This is a genomic window from Nonomuraea sp. NPDC003201 (genome assembly GCF_053590415.1).
The window spans coordinates 23,249-43,180 of sequence record NZ_JBSFTC010000029.1; the positions used below are offsets into that span (position 1 = coordinate 23,249).

Annotated in this window: 14 protein-coding genes; 1 reads left to right on the forward strand and 13 read right to left on the reverse strand. The window is 70.3% G+C overall.

Features of this window, described 5'->3' with window-relative positions:
* Positions 1-73 precede the first annotated feature (73 nt).
* Positions 74-1,945: a glycoside hydrolase family 127 protein gene (locus tag ACWDX9_RS14210; protein ID WP_449953239.1), complete on the forward strand. Its 1,872-nt coding sequence runs from the start codon at positions 74-76 to the stop codon at positions 1,943-1,945.
* 72 nt (positions 1,946-2,017) lie between these two features.
* Here ACWDX9_RS14210 and ACWDX9_RS14215 read toward each other — a convergent pair whose 3' ends face one another.
* The 13 genes from ACWDX9_RS14215 to ACWDX9_RS14275 are packed head-to-tail and all read right to left on the reverse strand — an operon-like array spanning position 2,018 to position 19,794.
* Positions 2,018-3,331, reverse strand: coding sequence for a glycoside hydrolase family 28 protein (locus ACWDX9_RS14215; RefSeq protein WP_449953242.1), 1,314 nt, complete (start codon positions 3,329-3,331; stop codon positions 2,018-2,020).
* Positions 3,328-5,334 (reverse strand): hypothetical protein, encoded by a 2,007-nt coding sequence (locus ACWDX9_RS14220; protein ID WP_449953245.1) that lies wholly within the window; start codon positions 5,332-5,334, stop codon positions 3,328-3,330. The genes ACWDX9_RS14215 and ACWDX9_RS14220 overlap by 4 nt, the downstream gene beginning before the upstream one ends.
* Positions 5,331-6,326 (reverse strand): DUF5605 domain-containing protein, encoded by a 996-nt coding sequence (locus ACWDX9_RS14225; protein WP_449953248.1) that lies wholly within the window; start codon positions 6,324-6,326, stop codon positions 5,331-5,333. The genes ACWDX9_RS14220 and ACWDX9_RS14225 overlap by 4 nt, the downstream gene beginning before the upstream one ends.
* 2 nt (positions 6,327-6,328) lie before the next feature.
* Entirely contained in the window at positions 6,329-7,717 is a 1,389-nt protein-coding gene (locus tag ACWDX9_RS14230; RefSeq protein ID WP_449953251.1) for a DUF5060 domain-containing protein, read from the reverse strand.
* Positions 7,714-9,156, reverse strand: coding sequence for an ABC transporter substrate-binding protein (locus tag ACWDX9_RS14235; RefSeq protein ID WP_449953253.1), 1,443 nt, complete (start codon positions 9,154-9,156; stop codon positions 7,714-7,716). The genes ACWDX9_RS14230 and ACWDX9_RS14235 overlap by 4 nt, the downstream gene beginning before the upstream one ends.
* Complete coding sequence (locus ACWDX9_RS14240; RefSeq protein ID WP_449953255.1) at positions 9,153-10,334, reverse strand: sialidase family protein; 1,182 nt, start codon at positions 10,332-10,334, stop codon at positions 9,153-9,155. The genes ACWDX9_RS14235 and ACWDX9_RS14240 overlap by 4 nt, the downstream gene beginning before the upstream one ends.
* Entirely contained in the window at positions 10,331-11,365 is a 1,035-nt protein-coding gene (locus ACWDX9_RS14245) for a sialidase family protein (protein WP_449953257.1), read from the reverse strand. The genes ACWDX9_RS14240 and ACWDX9_RS14245 overlap by 4 nt, the downstream gene beginning before the upstream one ends.
* 28 nt (positions 11,366-11,393) lie before the next feature.
* Entirely contained in the window at positions 11,394-12,434 is a 1,041-nt protein-coding gene (locus ACWDX9_RS14250) for an ABC transporter ATP-binding protein (protein ID WP_449953259.1), read from the reverse strand.
* Positions 12,431-13,426 carry an ABC transporter ATP-binding protein gene (locus tag ACWDX9_RS14255; protein WP_449953261.1) on the reverse strand — a complete coding sequence of 332 codons (996 nt, stop codon included), beginning with the start codon at positions 13,424-13,426 and terminating at the stop codon, positions 12,431-12,433. Before ACWDX9_RS14255 ends, ACWDX9_RS14250 begins: the two co-directional genes overlap by 4 nt.
* A 35-nt stretch (positions 13,427-13,461) precedes the next feature.
* Entirely contained in the window at positions 13,462-14,610 is a 1,149-nt protein-coding gene (locus ACWDX9_RS14260; RefSeq protein ID WP_449953264.1) for an ABC transporter permease, read from the reverse strand.
* Positions 14,611-14,616: 6 nt separating this feature from the next.
* Positions 14,617-15,615 (reverse strand): ABC transporter permease, encoded by a 999-nt coding sequence (locus tag ACWDX9_RS14265; protein WP_449953266.1) that lies wholly within the window; start codon positions 15,613-15,615, stop codon positions 14,617-14,619.
* A 9-nt stretch (positions 15,616-15,624) separates the two neighbouring features.
* Positions 15,625-17,607 carry an ABC transporter substrate-binding protein gene (locus ACWDX9_RS14270; protein WP_449953269.1) on the reverse strand — a complete coding sequence of 661 codons (1,983 nt, stop codon included), beginning with the start codon at positions 17,605-17,607 and terminating at the stop codon, positions 15,625-15,627.
* Positions 17,608-17,622: 15 nt separating this feature from the next.
* A complete protein-coding gene (locus tag ACWDX9_RS14275; protein ID WP_449953272.1) occupies positions 17,623-19,794 on the reverse strand; it encodes an Ig-like domain-containing protein in 2,172 nt (723 codons plus the stop codon).
* Between the last annotated feature and the right edge of the window lie 138 nt (positions 19,795-19,932).

Below are 19,932 nucleotides of genomic sequence, written 5' to 3' on the forward strand. Positions count from 1 at the left end.
CCGGATGCACAGGGAAGAGTGCATAAATATTCGACCCTTGTTGGATATTTGGCCCTGAGGCACGATGAGCAGTATGAGCGATGATCGGATGTCTTCGGTCGTACGGCCCGGTCCCGACGCGGCCGTGGCCCTGCGTCCCGTGGCGGGCGGGCGGGTCGAGGGCGGGTTCTGGGGGGCGCGGCAGCGGGTCAACCGCGAGGTCACGATCCCGCTGGGCGGCGAGCGGGTACGCGAGTCCGGCGCGTTCGACAACCTCAGGCAGGCGGCCCCGCATCGCGGCAAGGTGTTCGCCGACTCCGACGTCTACAAGTGGCTGGAGGCGCTCGCCTGGGAGCGCGGCCGGGCGGACGACGACGACCTCGCGCGGCCGTACAAGGAGGCGTCCGAGCTGGTCGCGGCCGCCCAGTGCGACGACGGCTACCTGCACACCCACACCCGGCTCACCGGCGCCGAGCGCTACTCCGACCTGGCCTCCAGCCACGAGCTCTACTGCGCGGGCCACCTCATGCAGGCGGCGGTGGCGGGCAGCCGGGCGGTCGGCGACCGTACGCTGCTGGGGGTCGCCACCCGGTTCGCCGACCACCTTGCGGCGGCGCTGCCCACGGACGCGCTCGACGGCCACCCCGAGGTCGAGATGGGCCTGGCCGAGCTGCACCGGGAGACCGGCACGCGCGCGTACCTCGACCTCGCCGCGCGCCAGGTCACCACCCGCGGCCACGCGCTCATCCCGCTCAAGGGCCACCACGGGCCCGGCTACCGGCAGGACCGGGTGCCGGTGCGCGAGGCCGCCACGGTCGAGGGGCACGCCGTACGCGCCATGTACCTGGCCGCGGGAGCGGCCGACGTCGCCGTGGAGACCTCCGATCTCGAGCTGCTCGCCGCCCTGGAACGGCAGTGGCACGACATGGTGGCGACCAAGACGTACCTCACCGGCGGCCTCGGCTCGAACTGGTACGGCGAGGCGTTCGGCGGCCACCACGAGCTGGCCCCGGACACCGCCTACTGCGAGACCTGCGCGGCCATCGGCAGCATCCAGTGGTCGTGGCGGATGCTGCTGGCCACCGGCGCGCCCGGGTTCGCGGACCTGATCGAGCGCACGCTCTACAACGCCGTCCTGCCCGGCGTCTCGCTCGGCGGCGACCGCTTCTTCTACGTCAACGCGCTGCGCGTGCGCGCCGGCGCGGACCCCGACGACCTGCGCTCGCCGGCGCGCGGCCGCCAGGACTGGTACGGCACCGCCTGCTGCCCGCCCAACGTGATGCGCCTGCTCTCCTCCCTCGACCACTACCTCGCCACCAGGGACGGCGACGGCGTCCAGCTCCACCTGTACGCGCCCGGCACCGTGCGGGCGGGCTCCGTGGTGCTGGAGGTGGCGACCGGCTACCCGTGGAGCGGCCGGATCGAGATCACGGTCAGGGAGACCCCCGACCGGCCGTGGACGCTCTCGGCCCGCATCCCGGCCTGGGCCGACGCCGCCGGCGTGGATGACCGGCCGGCCGAGCCCGGCACCTACCACCGAGTCCGCAGGGCCTGGCGGCCCGGCGACCGGATCGTGCTCGACCTCGGGATCCGGCCCCGGCTGACGGTGGCCGTACCCCGCCTGGACGTGGCCCGCGGCCAGGTGGCCGTCGAGCGCGGCCCGCTGGTCTACTGCCTGGAGCAGGCAGACCACCCCGGCGTCATCGTGGACGACCTGTGCGTGGCGGGAGCGGACCTCCGCGACGGGCCCGCCGTCACCGGCCTGCCCGACGAGGTGGTGCCGGTCATCGCGCGCGGCCGGGCCCACGTGCACCGGGAGGAGGACGGCGGCTTCCCCTACCGCACCGCCGCCGCCCCCCGCGAACCGGAGCACGCGGGCCCGGCCGACCTCACGTTCGTGCCGTACTACGCGTGGGCGAACCGGGGGGCGGGCCCGATGACGGTCTGGGCGCCGATGCACGGCTGACACATGATCTCCGGGCGCGCGCGGCTTGACCACGGCCGTCGCCGCGCGCGCCCGGCCATACCACCCAGGGGCCTACTCCTGGGACGCGGCGGTCACCGTGACGCCGGTGACCGACAGGTTCTCGACGTGCTCCGCCACGTCGGCCCGCAGCACCCCGGTGAACGAGCTGTCCCTGATCGTGATCTCCCGTAGCGGCTGCTCGGGATACCCCCGCAGCAGGTACGCGCTGCGCGTCCGGTCGCTGCGCAGCCCCGCGACGTTGATGTTGCGGATGAGCGGCGCCTCGTCGCCGTTGTGCCCGTCGCCGTGGTAGAGGTCGATCGAGACCGCCTCCTTGGTCAGCCCGCTGATCTCGATGTCCTTGACGAAGACGTTCTCCACGAAGCCGCCGCGCACCGAGTTCGTCTTGATGTAGAGCCCGAAGTACAGGCCGGGCCCGCCCCAGCGGCAGCGGCGGACGAAGACGTTGCGGATCCCGCCGGTCGTGTCCGTGCCGATCGCGACCGAGCCGTACCGGTGACGCATGTCGCAGTCCTCGATCAGCACGTCCTCGCACGGCACCCCGACCCGCCGCCCGTCGGGGCCGCGCCCCGCCTTGATCGCGATGCAGTCGTCGCCCACGTCGAACACGCACCCCGAGATCACCACCGAGCGGCACGACTCGGGGTCGCAGCCGTCGTTGTTGGGGCCGCGCGAGTGGATCGTCACGTTCCTGACCAGGACGTTCTCGCAGCGTACGGGGTGGATCTCCCACATGGGGGAGCGGACTATGCGCACGCCCTCGACCAGCACGTTGCGGCACAGGTACGGCTGGATCAGGTTGGGCCGCAGGTAGTGGCCCGCGCCGAACACGCGCTCCTCGACGGGCACGTTCCGCGCGGCCATCCGCTGCAGCGCGGCCCAGTCGTCGGCCTCGTGCGGCGTGCCCGGCCGCCAGCCGAACTCCGGCGTGCCCACCCACGGCCACCAGTGCTCGGGCCCCGCCCCGCCGTCGAGCGTGCCGGCGCCGGTGATCGCGATGTTCTCCTGGCCGTAGGCGTAGATGAAGGGGGAGTAGTTGTAGCACTCGATGGCCGAGAAACGGGTGTAGACGGCGGGGAGGTAGTCGGCGGGGTCGGTGCTGAACAGGATCGTCGCGCCCGCCTCCACGTGCAGGTCCACATTGCTGAGCAGGTGGACGGCGCCGGTGGGGTACGTGCCCGGGGGCACCCGCACGTGGCCGCCGCCCGCCCGGTGGCACGCCTCGATCGCGGCGTGGAACGCCCCCGTCCACGTGCCCCCCGACCCGCCGAACTCCGTGAGGTCGAACCACCGGTCGGGGAACTCCGGCGGCCGCACGCGCTCGCGCAGCTCGTCGGCGTATCGCCACGCCTCTTCCTCGTTCATGGAACCTTCCTCATGCGCAGCGCGTGGTAGAGGGGCAGCGCGATCACCCAGGACGGGTTCCACGTGTTCGCCTCGCCCTTGCGCTGCCAGTTGGTCTGGAAGAACCCCTCGCCCTGCTCGCCGGGCGTCCCGAAGCCCCAGTCGCCGGGTTCGCGGCAGATGCCCTGGCCCATGGCGTGCAGGATCGTCTCGGCCCTGGCCGCGTACCGGGGCCGGCCGGTGAGCAGGCCGAACTCCATCAGCTCGGAGGTCGGGAAGAAGACGTCGAGGTGGTGGTTCTGCACGCTGACCGAGGGCCAGCCGCACGCCTTGAACCCGCGCCGCTCGAACGTGCTGCCCGCGTCGAACTCCGGCGACCACACGTAGACGAACGTCAGCAGCCAGTCCGCCGCCGCCTCCGCCCACCGCGCGTACAGGTCGCGGCCGGTGAGCCGGTAGAGCTCGAAGGCGGCCAGGAAGTAGTACATCCCGGCCTCCTTGTCCTCGCCGGAGGCGTCCAGCGTGGCGTGCGCGAACGGCCGCTCGAACGTGGCCGCGTGCAGCCGGTGATAATGCCCCAGCACCTCCTCGGCCCGCCGCAGCCACATCCGCTCGCCGCCCAGCCGGTACGCGCCCAGCATGGCCTGGACGCAGGCGATGCCGGCCGCGCTGACCATCGCCGAGAACGGCCGCCCGTCCGGCGTCCAGCCGATCGGGATGATGCCCTCCTGGAGCCTGGTCCGCCAGAAGAAGGCGGCGGCCTCCTCCACGGCCTCCTCCCACGCGGGCGGGACCGGAAGCCCCGCCTCCCTGAAGCGCAGCGCGATCCCGGCCAGGTCCGCGACCGTCTCGCCGTGGGCACGGCTGGAGACGAAGTCCGCGCCGTCCTTGCGGAACATCTCCCACCGGCCGTCGTCGAGCAGGTACCGGCCGTGCCGCAGCCCCGGGGTCGGTGTCCGGCTGCCCTCGACGTAGAAGTCCGCCGCCCGGCGGGTCCGCTCCGGGCGGCCGAGCAGGGCGTCGCACAGCGCGAGCTTGAGGCACTGGCCGGTCCAGCCGTACAGGTACGACCGGGGCCGCCCGTGGCGGGTGCCCTCATAGGCGAGGTAGCCGTGGCCGGTCCAGCGCGCGTCCATGGCGCCCGCCTTGAGCCGGACGATGTCCTCCCGGCCGAGCGGGCGGGCGCCCTCGTCCTCCTGGTGGAGCCGCGTATGGACGAGCTTCCTGAAGCCGTGGCCGCGCGGCTCGACCGGGCCCCAGTCGAGCGTGTGCCTGGTGGTGATCGTCTCGCCCGGGGCCAGGGTCCGGTAGCCGATCGGGTTGTCCGCGACCTCCGCCTTGCTGACGTAGCAGACGTCGGGCCTGCCGTCGAACATGATCACGCCGGTCATCGCCGCCACCGTCAGGCCCGGTGACCTGATGAGGCCCAGGGAGTCGTAGGTGACCCTGCCCTCCGCGTCGCGGCGGGGGACGGGGTGGGCGAAGAGGCTGACGTACCGGCCGGACCAGGCGGCGTTGACGGCGGGGATGGGCAGGCGGTCCTGCTCGCACACGAACCCGCCGCCCGGCTCGACGCGGGGGACCTTGCGGTGGGGGTCGGAGGAGGGGTTGCCGTTGTAGAGGACGCCGGGCATGGTGACGTTCGCGTCGTCGGTGGGGAGGGGGAGCAGGAGGCCCGCCGCCGCGTCGGTCACCTCGCGCCCGGAGTCGTTGTGCCAGGTGGCGGTGAGGGTGAGCAGACCGTCGGGGGTGAAGGCCAGCTCCAGCCGGGCCCCGAGCGGGCCCGTCCGCGCCGTCACCACCAGCGCCTCGCCCTGAGGCGCCAGGTGCACGGGGCCCGGGTGCTCGATCCGCCAGGGGCGGCCGGTGGAGGCGGTGAGCAGGCCGCGCAGCGGCGCCCGCAGGTGCGGGCCGTCCGCGTCGCGGTGGCGCAGCCGCACCTCGGGGCCGCCCTCGCCGGGCACCACCTCGACGACCTTCCCGCCGGGCTCGGTGAGGGCGGCGACAACGGCGGACGCCGTCACGCGTGCCTCCTGAGGCGGACGGCCTGCGCCCCGGTGGCCGGCAGCGGGACCGTCAGCGTCCCGCCCTCCTGGACCCCCAGCGAGCCGACCGTCATCTCCCACGTGTCGATCACCTCGACCTCGTACCGTCCGGCCGGCACCTCGTACACCCGCTCCGGAAATCGGTGCTCGCCGCAGTACTCCAGGTAGAACTCCCCGGGCACCTCCAGCATCGGCGCGTCCCGATCCCGGTAACGCGCCTGCGCGGGCGTCTCGGCGATCACCTCCCGCAGCAGCCCCAGCCGCGCCACGGCCGCGCCCGCCAGCGTGCCGCCCGCCTCCGACCAGGTCAGTCCCTCGTCGTCGAGGTACGACTCCCCGTGCGTGACGTACCGGCGCCGCACCGACCCGTCCCAGGCCTGGGCGACGACCTCCTCGGGGGTCAGGCTGTGCCATGGATCGTCCGAGTCCCCCTCGTACCCGCACATGTCCATGAGCACCGGCTTGTGATGGTCGCGCGTCAACACCCAGGCGTCGCGCGGGCTGCGCGCGGCCACGCTCCCGTGCGTGAACGCGCGCCGCCACAGCAGCGGCGAGCCCGCCTCGGCGGTGATCGACAGCGGGTGGCGCCCGGGGTCCTCCTCGGCGACCAGGTCCGCGAGACGTACCCAGTCGTGTTCGGAAATTTCGGGGAAAAGGGTGGGGTCGGTGGCCAGCGACCACCACACGTTCGCGTGCGCGGCCAGCCGAGGCACCACCTCCGCCACCAGGCGGGCCGCCGCATTCACGTCGGTGATGCCGTCGGAGGGGTGCAGCAGGACCAGCTCGGCCGTCACGCCGATCGCGCCCAGCTCCGCCACCCGCTCCTCCAGCGAGTCCAGCGAGCACCGCGTCGCGAACGCCGCCATCCGCACCCGGTCGAACGGTGACGACTCCAGCGTGGCCAGCGTCCGCGCCCGCCGCTTCTCGCCCTGCAGGTGCCAGCCGAGCGCGGTGGTCGCCGGCGAAATCATGATCACACCCTCGTCAGTCGCAGCGCCAGGTACGGCCGGCTTGGCAGCCCGACGCGCACCCGGTCCCGGTGCACCCCGTCCACCGGGGTGATCGTCATGTTCCAGGCGTCGATCAGCTCCACCTCGTAGTCCCCTTCCGGGAGTTCGACGGTCACGGAGGAGGGCCGGCGCCGGCCGAGGTAACGGAGCAGGACGCCGTCGCGGCGGGCCTCCATGACCTCGCGCAGGAACGCGATCCTGGCCGGGCTCTGCCCGCGCAGCTCGCCGCCGTTGCCGACCCACGGCCGGCCCGGCCCGCCGGTCATCACCTCGCCGTGCCCGACGTACCCGCCGCGCACCATGCCCGCCCAGAACCGGTCCACCAGCTCGGGCCCGCTGATGTTGCCCCAGCGTTTGCCGGCGTCCCCCTCGTAGGAGATCTCGTCGATCACCACGGGCTTGGGGCACGTGCGCAGCCACTCGTCCGTCAGCGTGGCGTCCCAGTGCTGCACGCTCTGGTGCGTCACCCACGGCTTGGTGAAGTCGTACAGGGACGCGACCTCGTACATCCGCGTCCCGTTGTGGATCGACCGCAGATGCTCGTACGGGTCCAGCCGCACGACGGCCCGCAGCAGGTCGTCCCAGTCGGCGACGGTCTTGGCGTGGTTGAAGTCGTACTCGTTGGCGACCGACCACCACACGTTGCGGTAGGCCGCCAGGCGGGCGACGACGTGGCGCAGGTACGCGTGATCGGCCTCGCGCCCCATGTCCTCCACCCCGCGCAGACCCTCGTCGTACGGGTGGAAGAGGATCACGTCGGCCTCGACCCCGATGTCCCGCAGGTCCCGGATCCGGGCCTCCAGGTGCCGGAAGAACACCGGGTTGAAGCGCGTCTTGTCCAGCCCGCCGGGATCGTCCCCGGCGAAGGGCACCTCGGGCGGCGACATCCGCCCGGTCGGCAGCACGCACATGCGGAGCTTGTTGAACGGCGAGGCCGCCAGCGTCCGCAGCGTCTCGCGCTCGCGCTCCTCGTCCATGTCGTGCGTCCAGTGGTAGCAGGTCGTCCCGAACGGCAGGTACGGCGACCCGTCGGCGTACGCGAAGCCCGTCCCCACGGCCCGCACGGGACCGTGGTTGCCGGCGGAGGCGGGCGTCACCTCGAAGCCGCCCGCGTGCCCGTCCAGCTCGCTCACGTTGCTGACGGTCGTGAACCGCCACGGACCCACCGCGTCCGGCATGAACCGGACGCGGTAGACACCGTCGCCGTCGTAGAAGCCCTCGGCCTCCACGACGCGGTTGCGGTACCGGTACCGGGCCGACAGGCGCACCTCCGCGAAGGGGTTGCCGCCCGCCGGTCCGGCCAGCTCGATCTCGTGGACGTCCCAGCGCTCCACGGTGTCCGGAAAAATCACCAGTCCTTCCCAGCGGCGGCCTGCGCCTTTATGTAGGCGGGGATGTCCTGCTGCTCGGAGACGGTCAGCGACTGCTCGGCCGTCATGCCGTCCCGCAGCACGTGCTGGCGGAAGACCGAGTACAGCGGCAGGTCCCAGAACTCGGTGTTCTGGTAGTTCGACACGGTGGCGTTCTCGCCCCAGTACACGCCCGAGGTGTCGATGCCGGCCAGCTCGGGGACGCTCTTGCCGAAGTTCGACACGACGTTGTCGGTCTGCAGGACCGCCTTGATGCCCTGCTTGGACAGCTCGGTCTGGGCCTCCTCGGAGACCAGCCACTTGACGATCTGCAGCGCCTGCTCCTTCTTCGCCGAGGACGGCGGGATGAACGCGGCCCGGGTGTTCGGCTGGTAGATCGCCTTGGAGCCCCGCTTGAGCACCGGGATGGAGGTGACCCCGATGTCGACGTTCTTGGCCTGCTCCTTGAACGACTCCTCGTCCCCGTCCTCGATGAACAGCTCGCTGCCGGCGTACATGTTCAGCCGCGACAGCGTCTCGACCGCCATGGCCAGGTGTCCCGGCCGGCTCATGTCGCCCTTGAAGAAGTCGGTGACGGTGGTGAAGTCGTTGCGCGGGATCTCCAGGAAGCGGTACAGGTTCTCCACGTACTGCTTCCAGCCGTTGCCACTGATGCTGACCTTGACCTCTTCGGGCTTCGGCTCCTCGCTCGTGGTGGGCTGGAACGGGTAGAGGCCGAGCTGGTTGAACTCCAGGTACTGGTCGGGGTGCTGCATGTAGCCCTTGTAGTGGTCCAGGCCGTCGTCCCTGGTCAGCTTCTTGGCCAGGTTGTACGCCTCGTCGTACGTCATGCCGAGCTTGGGGTACTTCACCCCGAACTTGTCGAAGATCTTCTTGTTGTAGAGCAGCACGTGCTCGTCGATGAACAGCGGCACGCCGTAGACCCCGCCGTCGGAGCGCGACTTGACCAGCTCCACGCTGGCCTTGTTGAGCTTGCTCAGGTCGATGCCGGCCTTCTGGAGGTCGGGGGTGAGGTCGCCGACCCAGCCCATCGGCTCCAGGTCACGGTCGATGCGGGACTTCGGGTCCTCGATGATGATGTCGGGGGTGACCCCGGCGCTCTTGAGGTTCTCGTAGCGTACGGGGAGGTCCCACGTCGCGTACTTGATCTTCACGCCGGGGAACGCAGCCCGCAGCCTGTTCCCGATGATCTCGTCGAAGACCCTGGTCCCCTGCCTGTTCCCGTCGACGCTCGACTCGAACGGCTTGTAGTTGGCGGCGAAGATGAACAGCTCGTCGTCACAGACGCTGAACGGCTGGTTGTACTTGTTGGGGACGTTCTTACACTCCCCAGTCGATGCGCCCGCCGAGGCGTTCGCGGGGGTGGCGACGACGGTCAGAGCGAGCGCGAGCAGCGCGAGCCCGCGGGTCTTGTGGTTCATTCGGTCTCCCCGTTGGAAGGCGTGTAGCTGCACTGGCGCACGACATTCCGCCGGACGCCGCTCTTGAATTCGGTGATCGTGTGCTCGGGCCAGTTCGACAGCAGGCCCACGGCGTCACGCAGGTAGGACTCGTTGAAGACGACGTGCCGGATGTTGTTGCGGTTGTAGGAATAGACCATGTGGATGAAGCCGTCGCTGCTCTGCGTCATCACCGGATAGGTGAACTGCGGCCCCGACTGCGCCTCCACGTCGACGGAGTTCTCCCAGGTCCGGCCCTTGTCGGGGGACAGCGACAGCCGCATGGGGGAGCGGTGCTCGACCCAGGGGTTGTAGGCCAGCACCAGCTTGCCGTCGTCCAGCTTGAGCGCGGCGATCCGCGAGTTCGGGTTGCCGATGGGCTCGGCCACCGGCGCGCTCCAGGTGCGGGCGAAGTCGGTCGACACGCTCTTGTAGATCGCGCCGTCGCCGGTGCGCAGGTAGGCGACCAGCTTGCCCGGCTCCACCTCGACGACCGTCGGCTGGATCGAGCTCTGGGCCGTCCTGATCCAGCTCGTGTGCTCCTCCGGATACGCCTTCCACGTGCTCATGTCCTGGCTGAAGACGTAGAAGCCGGAGCTGGACCCCGCCTCGTCGTAGATCGGCAGCAGCACCTCGCCGTTCGACATGCGGATCGGGTTGGTGCCGACCATCCACCCCCACTCCTTGCGGATGGAGGTCGGCTGACTCCAGGTGTGGCCGCCGTCGTCCGAGGTGATCAGCCGGATCGGGGCCTGTTCCCAGCCGTGTCCCTCGATCGTCACGAAGAACAGGTAGAGGCGCTTGCCGTCCGACCACAGCACCGGGTTGCCGTCGGCCTTGCCCGGCTCGTCGAACACCACCTCCGGCTTGGACCACGTCTTCTTGCCCACCGCCAGGCGCGACAGGTAGAGCGCCTGGTTGGGCGCTCCCTCCGAGGTGCCGCCGTAGTAGACGGTCAGGATGTCGCCCGCCGGCGCCTGCGCGATCGCGGCCGCGTGGACTTTGGGCACGTCCGGGTCGGGGGCGGCCACGTCCTGGCGGCAGGCGTACGAGCCGGTCGGCTCCACCCGCACCACGCCGCCGCCGTCATCGATGACGTACGACGGGACGGCCACGGCCACGGCCAGCGCGCCGTACAAGATGCTCTGCCTGAATCTCATGGCTGGCTGATCTCCAGATATTTGATGGTCTTCCGCAGGTAGGAAAAGGCGACGTGGAGGCGTCCGCCGCCGCCGTCGATGACGCTCGGGTAGGAGTAGCCGAGCTCGTTCTGCCAGTACTCGGGGTCGGCGTCCTGCAGCACCCGCCGGTGCGGCCACCGGGCGCCGCCGTCCTCCGACACCGCGAGGACCAGCGGGGTGCGCAGCGCCTTCCTGCGCCGCTCCCCGTTCTTGGTCACCCATCTGAACTGGTCGCGCTCCAGGCTCGCGTCGTTGTAGACGAGCGCGAGCCGGCCATCCACCCTCGTGAGCTGGACGGAGGAGTCGTTGTTCGGCAGGTCGGTCCGTTCGGGAGCCGACCACGTACGGCCGTCGGCGGAGGCCGAGGCGTGGACGCGGCCCGCCTTCCGGTCCCTGAACAGCGCGAGCAGCCGGCCGTCCGGCCGCCGCGCGATCGTCATCTGCACCAGGTCGCGGCTGCCGGGGACGGGGTGCTCGGCCCAGGTGCGCCCGCCGTCCGCGCTGACCTCGACGACGCTGCGGTCGCCGGAGACGCCGCAGTGGTAGGCGGGCAGCAGCCAGGTGCCGTCGTCCAAAATCAGCGGCGGGTGCCGCACGAAGATCCCGGGCTCGGCGAGCAGCACCCAGGGTTCGCTCCACGTACGTCCGGCGTCCGCCGAGGTCCTGGCCACGACGTGCGCGCTCTTCTGGTCGTACGGCCCGCTGGAGGTGTGCAGCAGCCAGAGCAGCCCGTCCGCCTCGAACAGCACCGGGTTCTGCTCGCTGCGCTCCGGGTCGGCGGCGATCACCTGGGGCGGTTCCCAGCGGTCGCCGGCCAGCCGCGACAGCACCACGTTCGTGCCGGGGTGGCCCTCCTCGGGGCCGCTGAACCAGGTGCACAGCAGGTCGCCGCCCTGGGTGCGCAGCAGGTTGGCCGCGTGGTTGTCCGGGCCGTGCGGCGCGGGCAGCAGCGCCTCGCGCACGCCCGGAATCGATGGCCTGATGATGCCGTCGAAGCGCGGATCCGTCATGCCTTCACCTCCCGTACGTCTGGATCCGTCATGCCTTCACCTCTCGTACGTCCGGGTCCGGCACGCCGCGCAGCTCCAGCTCCTCGGCCAGGTGGCAGGCCACCCGGCGGCCCCCGACCTCGCGCAGCGGCGGCGGCTCCGTACGGCAGGTGTCCCTGGCGTACACGCAGCGCGGATGGAACGGGCAGCCCGGCGGCACGTGCGCCGGGTCGGCGATGTCGCCCAGCAGCTTGATCCGCTCCCGGTGCCGCTTGGCCGCCGGGTCCGGGTCGGGCACCGCCGACAGCAGCGCCTCGGTGTACGGGTGCAGCGGCCGCGTGTACAGCTCCTCGGTGGGACCCTGCTCGACGACCTTGCCGAGATACATGACCGCGACCACGTCCGAGACGTGCTCGACGATGCCCAGGTCGTGGCTGACGAACAGGTAGGCCAGGCCCGAGTCCTCCTGCAGATCCCTCAGCAGGTTCAGGATCTGGGCGCGGACCGACACGTCCAGCGCGCTCACGGCCTCGTCGGCCACCACCAGCCGGGGCGACAGGGCCAGCGCCCGCGCGATCCCGACCCGCTGCCGCTCGCCGCCGCTGAAGGCGTGCGGGTAGCGGTTGGCGTACTCGGGGCGCAGGCCCACCCGGTCGAGCAGCTCGCCGACGCGCTCGTCGATCTCCTCCTTGGAGCCGTGCCTGTGGGCCCGCATCGGCTCGCCGATGATCTCGCGCAGCGTCTTGCGCGGGTTGAGCGAGGAGTGCGGGTCCTGGAAGATCATCCGCACCTGCGCCCGGTACGGCTTGAGCTCCTTCTCCTTCAGCCCCGCCACGTCGATGACCGAGCCGTCCGGCTGCCGGTAGAGCATGCGCCCGCCGGTCGGGTCGTGCGCCCGCACGATGCACCGGCCGAGCGTGGTCTTGCCGCAGCCGGACTCGCCGACCAGGCCGAGCGTGCTGCCCGGCTCGATGGCCAGGTCGACCTCGTCCACCGCCTTCACCGCGCCGACCTGGCGGCCCAGCAGCCCGCTGCGGATGGGGAAGTGCTTGGTCAGCCCCTCGATGCTGAGCAGGGGTTCCGTGCTCACGCTTCCTCCTCGTAGAGCAGGCAGGAGACCTCGCGGTCGGCCATGGGGACCCGGCGCGGCAGCACGACGTCGCACTTCCCGGCCACGACGGAGTCGCAGCGCGGGTGGAACGGGCAGCCGTCCGGCCGCGCGTACGGCGGGGGCACCATGCCCTTGATGGCCGTCAGCCGGGTCCGCGAGGCCCGCCCGAGCCGGGGCATCGAGCGCAGCAGCGCCCGTGTGTACGGATGCCGGGGCGCGGCCAGCACCTGCTCGGCCACCCCGTACTCCACGACCCGGCCCAGGTACATGACCGCCATGCTGTCGGCCACCTGCGCGGCCACCCCCAGGTCGTGCGTGATCATCATGATCGCCATGCCGAAGTCCGCCTGCAGGTCCCGCAGCAGCTCCAGGATCTGCGCCTGGGTGGTCACGTCCAGCGCCGTCGTCGGCTCGTCGGCGATGAGCAGGCTCGGCCGGCAGGACAGCGCCATCGCGATCATCGCGCGCTGCCGCATTCCGCCGCTCAGCTCGAACGGGTACGCGTCCACCCGGCGCTGCGGCATGGGGATGCCGACCCGGTCGAGCATCTCGATCGCGCGCCGCCGGGCGGCGGCCTTGCCGACGTTCTCGTGCAGCCGGACCGCCTCGACGATCTGGCTGCCGATCGTGTGCACCAGGCTCAGCGAGGCCATCGGCTCCTGGAACACCATCGCGATGTCCCGCCACCTGACCTGCCGCAGCAGCCGGCGGTTCGCGCCGACCAGCTCGACGGGGCCGCCCTCGCGGTGCAGCGTGATCCGCCCGCCCTCGATGTGGCCCGGCGGGTCCACCAGGCGCAGGATCGAGCGGGCCATGACGCTCTTCCCGCAGCCGGACTCGCCGACGATGGCCAGCGTCTCACCCTTGCGCACCCGCAGGTCCACGCCGTCCACCGCGCACACCACGCCGTCGTCGAGCAGGAAGTGGGTACGCAGGTCCTCGATCTCAAGCAGCACGTCGTCTGCGGCCACGCCGAACCCTCCTGTTGCTGTGCCGATGGTCGCGCTCACTGTCGCCCTGCGCGGTTACGCCAGAAGGGCTTCCTTCTCCGGGCTCGGCTCGCCGCTCCGTACGGATCGGCGGCGTCCCGCAAGCCGTCACCGAAGAAGTTCATGGCCACCACGACCACCACCACCGCGACGCCCGGCGCCAGCAGCCAGGGGGCGTTCGCGACCACGCGGATGTTCTGGGCGCCCTCCAGCAGCACGCCCCAGCTCACCGCCGGCGCCTGCAGGCCGAGCCCGAGGAAGCTCAGGCTCGTCTCGCCGAGGATCATGCTCGGGATGGCCAGCGACAGCGACGCGATGATGTGGCTGGCGAACGACGGGATCATGTGCCGGAAGATGATCGACAGCCGGCCCACGCCGTCCAGCCGGGCGGCCATGACGAAGTCCTCCTCGCGCAGCGAGAGGAAGCGTCCGCGCACGTCCCTCGCCAGCCCGGTCCACCCGATCAGCGAGAGGATCACCGTGATGGCGAAATACCTGGTCAGCGGCCCCCAGTCGGTGGGGAGCGCGGCCGAGAGCGCCATCCAGAGCGGCAGTGTCGGGATCGCGATCAGGAACTCGATGACCCGCTGCACGGCGTTGTCCACGCCGCCCCCGAAATATCCGGATATGCCGCCTATGAGCATGCCGAGTAAGAAGCTGGCCGCGACCCCCACCAGGCCGATCGACAGCGACACCCGGGCCCCGTGGATGAGCCTGGACAGCAGGTCGCGCCCGTTCTGGTCGGAGCCCAGCAGGAAGACCGGCTCGCCCTTGGTGACCGGGCCGATCAGGTGGAGGTCCGACGGGATCAGGCCCAGCAGCTCGTACTCGTCGCCGTGCACGAACAGCCCGACGTCGATCCGCTGCCCGGGGTCCTCGGTGTAACGCTGCTCGTACGTCTTCGGGTCGCGCTCGGTGCGGTAGCCGTGCACGTACAGGCCGAGGTCGCCCGAGAAGCGCAGCACCTGCGGCGGCGCGTACGTCATCGACGTGTTCGCGGTCGAGCTGGACATCGGCGCGAAGAACTCCGCGAAGATCGCCACGAAATACACCGGCACCAGGATGGCCATCCCGGCCAGCGCGAGCCGGTGCCTGCGGAACTGCCGCCACATCAGCCGCCACTGCGGCAGCGTTCCCACTTCCTTGGTCGGTCGCCTGAGGAACATGCGGCGCTACTCTCTCTTGTACCTTTTACGGATTCGCGGGTCCCACCACGCCAGCGCCAGGTCGCTCAGCACGGTTCCGATCACGGTCAGCGTGCTGAGGATCATGATGAAGCTGCCGACCAGGTACATGTCCTGGTTCATGACGCCGTTGAGCAGCAGCGGGCCGCCGGTCGGCAGGCTCATGACCACCGACACGATCGTCTCCCCGCCGATCAGGCCGGGCAGCAGCCAGCCGACCGTGCTGAAGAACGGGCTGAGCGACATCCGCACCGGATACTTCAGCAGCAGCTTCCACTCCGGCAGGCCCTTGGCCCTGGCCGTGTGCACGTACGGGCGGTAGAGCTCGTCCAGCAGGTTCGCCCGGGTCACCCGGATCATGCCGGCGGTGCCCGACACGCCGATCACCACGATCGGCACCCAGAGGTGGCCGAGCAGGTCGAGGACCTTGCCCAGGTTCCAGGCGGCGTCCTGGAACTCGGGGGAGAACAGGCCGCCGACGCTCTGGCCGAAGAAGCGGAAGCCGACGTACATGAGGACCAGCGCCAGCATGAACTCCGGCACCGCCATGCCGATGAACCCCAGGAACGAGAAGCCGTAGTCGCCCCACGAGTACTGCTTGACCGCGCTGTAGATGCCGATCGGGAACGCGATCGCCCAGACCATGAGCAGCGAGCTGATCGACAGCACCGCCGACAGCGCGACCCGCTCGCCGATGAGCGTGGAGACCGCCTGGTTCCAGGCAAACGATTGACCAAAATCGCCGTGCAGGAGGATCGCCGTGATCCAGCGCCAGTACTGCAGCAGGAGCGGGTCGTCGAGGCCGTACCGGTGCCTGAGGTTGGCGATCTCCGCCGGGGTGAGGCCCTCGCCGCCCGCCTGCGCGTTGGCCACGAGCGTCGAGACGTAGTCGCCCGGCGGCAGGTTGATGATGACGAACGTGACGATCGAGATCGCCCAGAGCGTCACCACCACGTAGACCAGGCGGCGGCCGAAGTATCCCAGCACGTCGGCTCCTCAGAGGGAGTACTGCTCGGGCTGGGTCGGCCCGGGGCTGGTGAGTGCGTTGGCCATCGAGTCGGGCACGTTCTTGAAGCTGTTCGACACGATGCCGTACTCGTCCGGGTACGTGCTAATCCCGATCGCGTAGAACTGCTGCGCTGCGATCTCGACCACCTTCTTCGCGGACTCGATCGCCTTGGTGGTGTCGTACGCGGTGCGCATCGTGGTGAACGCCTCCAGCTGGTCGCGCACCTCCTTGGGCGGCTCGTCGCCGGCCTTGCCCTTGCTGCCGTACCACTGCGCCCAGCGAATGGCGTAGCGGGCGCTGCCGGAGTTGCTCGGCACGTAGTAGTGGTCGCCGCCGGTGCCCGTGATGATGTCGAAGTCGCTGCACGTGTACGTGGAGGCCTGCGGCTGGTTCGCCATCGTGCGCTCGGTGAACAGCGTGCCCGCCACCGGGTCCACCCGCAGCCCGACCCCGACCGCCTCCCAGCCCTTCTTCACGAACTCCAGCGCCTCGGTGTGGTGCGGGAACTCGGTGCTGGCCATGACCGTGACGATCAGCGGCTTGCCGTCGGGGCCCAGGCGCTTGCCGTCGGCGTCCTTCTTGGTCAGCCCGGCCTTGTCGAGGTGCTCGTTCGCCTTCGCCGCGTCGAACTCCGTGTACTGCTTGCCGAACGCCTCGTTGTGGACCACGTTCCGCTTGGACGGCGCGGCCTGCCACGGCTCGCCCTGGCCCGCGTACACGCCGTCGATGATCTCCTTGCGGTTGATCGCGTACGACAGCCCGATCCTGAAGTCCTTGTTCTGGAACAGCTTGCGCAGCTCGTCGTCCGCGATCGTCTGGTTGAACTGGATGATCATCGTGTTGCTGAGCCGGCTCGGCATGTCGAACAGCCGGTACTTGCCCTTGGCGGCGTTCTGGGAGACCAGCGGCTTGTTCTCCGGGGTGTTGAAGTTGCGCAGCTGCATGCCGATCTCGCCGTTCATGATCTTCAGCAGCTCGACCTGGACGTCGCCCAGCACCTCCGCCCGGTAGCGGTCGATGTACGGGAGCTGGCGCCCCTGCTGGTCGACCTTCCAGTAGTACGGATTGCGCTCGGCCACCAGCGCCGTGCCCTTGCCGATCGGGTTCGTCACCTTCCAGGCGTGCAGCGTGGGCTGGTCGGCGTTGTGCCACGGGTCCTGCTTCAGCATGAACAGCTGCGTCCAGTCCTCGAGCTGCTGGTCCTTCGCGAGCTGGTCGGCCTCCGGGTTGTACTTCTTGTGGAACTGCTTGAGGTAGTGCTTGGGCAGCAGGAACCCGCTCAAACCGGGCCGCTCGAACGTCGCGACCGCGACCTGGAACAGCAACCCCGCCTTCGGCTCCTTGTAGACGTAGCGGACGGTCCGGTCGTCCACCTTCTCGACCTTCACCCGCTCGGTGGTGCTGCCGTTCTCCAGGAAGAGGTCGTAGATGCCGGTGGTGTGCAGGTCGTGGTACGTGGCCACGTCCTCGAAGGCGAACAGCAGGTCGTCGGCGGTGCACGGCTGGCCGTCCGACCACTTGAGGCCCTCGCGGAGGCGGAAGACGTATTCCCGGCCCCCGTCCTTGACCTCGAACTCCGCCACGTTGGCCACGATGTCCTCGGGGCCCTTCTGGCCGTTCGTGCCGGGCTTGAGCCTGACCAGCGGCTCGTACCCGATGGTGTTGATCAGCCAGTCGATGTCGTCGTCGCCGACGATGGCCGAGGCCCAGGTGCCGCCGTACGCGCCCGGTTCCTTGAGCGGCGTGACGACGAGGGGGTTCTTCGGCAGGCGCTGCTCCAGCGGCGGCAGCTTGCCGCTCTTGACCAGCTGCGCCAGCGCCGGGGACTCCTTGGCGGACATGTCGGCGGCCTGGACGGCGCCGCCCGTGTCGGGGCTGGTGTCGAAGAAGCTGCAGCCGGACGCGGTCGTCAGCAGGAGGAGACCGCCGCCGCGGAAGAGGTTCCTCCTCGTCAACGGGTGGTGTGTCATAGGGGGTGCTCCGTTCTAACGATTGACCTTCACCAGGCTGAACCTGGCCGTGGTGTAGGCGTGGACCGCGTTCGCCTCCTGGTTCCCGTCGACGGCGAGGCCGATGTAGAACCGGCCGGTCCGCATCGCGATGCGCTCGTAGCCGATGCGGTCCCAGTTCAGCGAGTTGGACGACAGGAAGGCCTCGAACTCGTTGTCGCCGGTCGGCAGGCTCCGGCAGACCAGGCGCAGCCAGTACGGCTTCTTCGGGTTCAGCGGGTCCTCACCGGCGGCCGGCCAGATGCCGACGCTGGGCTGCTTGCCGTTCGAGGCGACCCTGATGGCCTTGGCGCGCATGCCGGCGCCGTCGTCACCGCTCGCGGACAGACCGATGCCGGCCATCATGAACGGTGAGTTCGGCGCGAGGTCCTGGCGCACCATGATGCCCGCGACGGCGTCGACGTGCCCCATGCTGATGCTGTCCACCCGCGCGGTGATCTCGATGACCTCGCCCCGTTGGCTGAACCCGACGGCCTGGTAGGCGAAGTGGAAGGAGTCCTTCCAACCGGCGATCTTCCCGGACCCCTTCAGCGTGAACACGCCGTCCTTCAGCGCCGTGCTCCCGGGGATGGCCACCTCGCCGATGTCCTTCGCCGTCCACGGCTGGTGGGTCATGGTGCGGGTGACGTGGATCGGCACGAGCGACGAGGTGGTCGCCGACCCTGTGCTGTCGGTCGCGCGCGCCGTCAGGGAGTAGGTGCCGTCGGTCGCGTCCGCCCAGGTCGCCTGGTACGGCGCCGCGGTGGCCTCGCCGATCTTCTTGTCGCCGTGGAAGAACTCGACCTTGGCGATGGACGCGCCGTCGAGGGCCTTGGCGTCGGCCTGGACGACGACGGACTGCTGGTCCGTGGCCGCCGCGAACACCTGGTCGATCTTGGGGGAGACAATCGCCACCTCGGGGCTGCGGGCCCCGGCTCGCTGGATGGAGTTCAGGTAGCGCTCCAGGTTCGTGTACCCGCTGCCGTCCACCGTCTTGGCGTCGTCGGCGTTCTCCGGGTTCAGCCCCTGGGCGGTCTCCCACTCGTCCGGCATGCCGTCGTGGTCGCTGTCGGCGGGAGCGGGCGCCTCGGGCGGCGCTGGCAGCCAGCCGCCCACGTCCTTCTGGGAGTTGATGTGGCGCCCCGTGCCGGTGCGCGCCTCGTTGATCAGCCTGGCGTCGATGGCGTCCCGTCGCGGCAGGATGGCTCCGGCCTGTTCCAGGACCGTCGCGAACGCCTGCGGCGCGGGCTGCTCCGTGATGCCGTTCTCGAACTCCACCGGCCTGGGCCGCAGCGTGATGCCGCCGGTCGGGTAGGTGATGCCGAGCGTGTTGTCGGCCGTGAGGTCGGCGTGGCCCTCGACCGTGTTGCCGCTGACGTGCCACTCGCCGAACCGGCCGGGGGCCACGATCGTTCTGGCGATCGGGGGCAGCGTGTTGGGGCCGGGCTTGTAGTAGTTGCCGATGATGTTGATGCCGTTGGCCCACTCGCCGCCGTAGCAGGTCGTGATCCCGGGGTTGTAGATCACGTTGTTGCGGTGGTCCACCGCCAGGCTCATGCCCTCGGTGAAACTGAAGCGCGGGTTGCGGCCGTTCTCGTGGATGAGCAGGTTGTGGTGGTAGGTGATGGTGTCGCCGCCCCACAGGCCGCCCATGCCGTGCCGGCCCTTGGGGTGCACCGAGTTCACGAGGCCCTCGGAGATGATGCACCACTGGACGGTCACGTTGGTGTTGCCGTAGACGGAGAAGCACTCGTCCACGCCCCAGCTGAAGGAGCAGTGGTCGATGATGACGTCCCGCACGCCACGGGCGCCGAAGGTGTCGATGGCGGTGCCGAGTTCGTCGCCGCCGCGGAAGCGCAGGTGGCGCAGGATGATGTTGCTGCCCTTGATCTGCGTCTCGTTGCCGATGACGGTGATGCCGTGACCGGGGGCGGTCTGGCCGGCGATGGTGAGGTTCGAGCCGGTGATGTCGAGGCCGCCCTTGATCCTGATGTTCCCGGAGACCCGGAAGACGACCGTCCCGTCGGACTTCGCCACCGCCTCACGTAACGACCCGGGGCCGTCGTCGTCGAGGGTGGTCACCTCGTACACGGCGCCGCCCCGGCCGCCGGTGGTGTACATCCCGGCCCCCTCAGCGCCGGGGAAGGCGGGCACACCCTTCGCCCTCACCTTCGGCGCGATGGTGGGGGTGGGGCTCGGGCTGGGCGGTGCCGCCACACCGGAGGTGCCCGCCCATGCCACGGCGGGCGGAACCAACGCCGCGGACCGCACGAAATCCCGGCGACTGAATTCTGATTGCTGGCGATC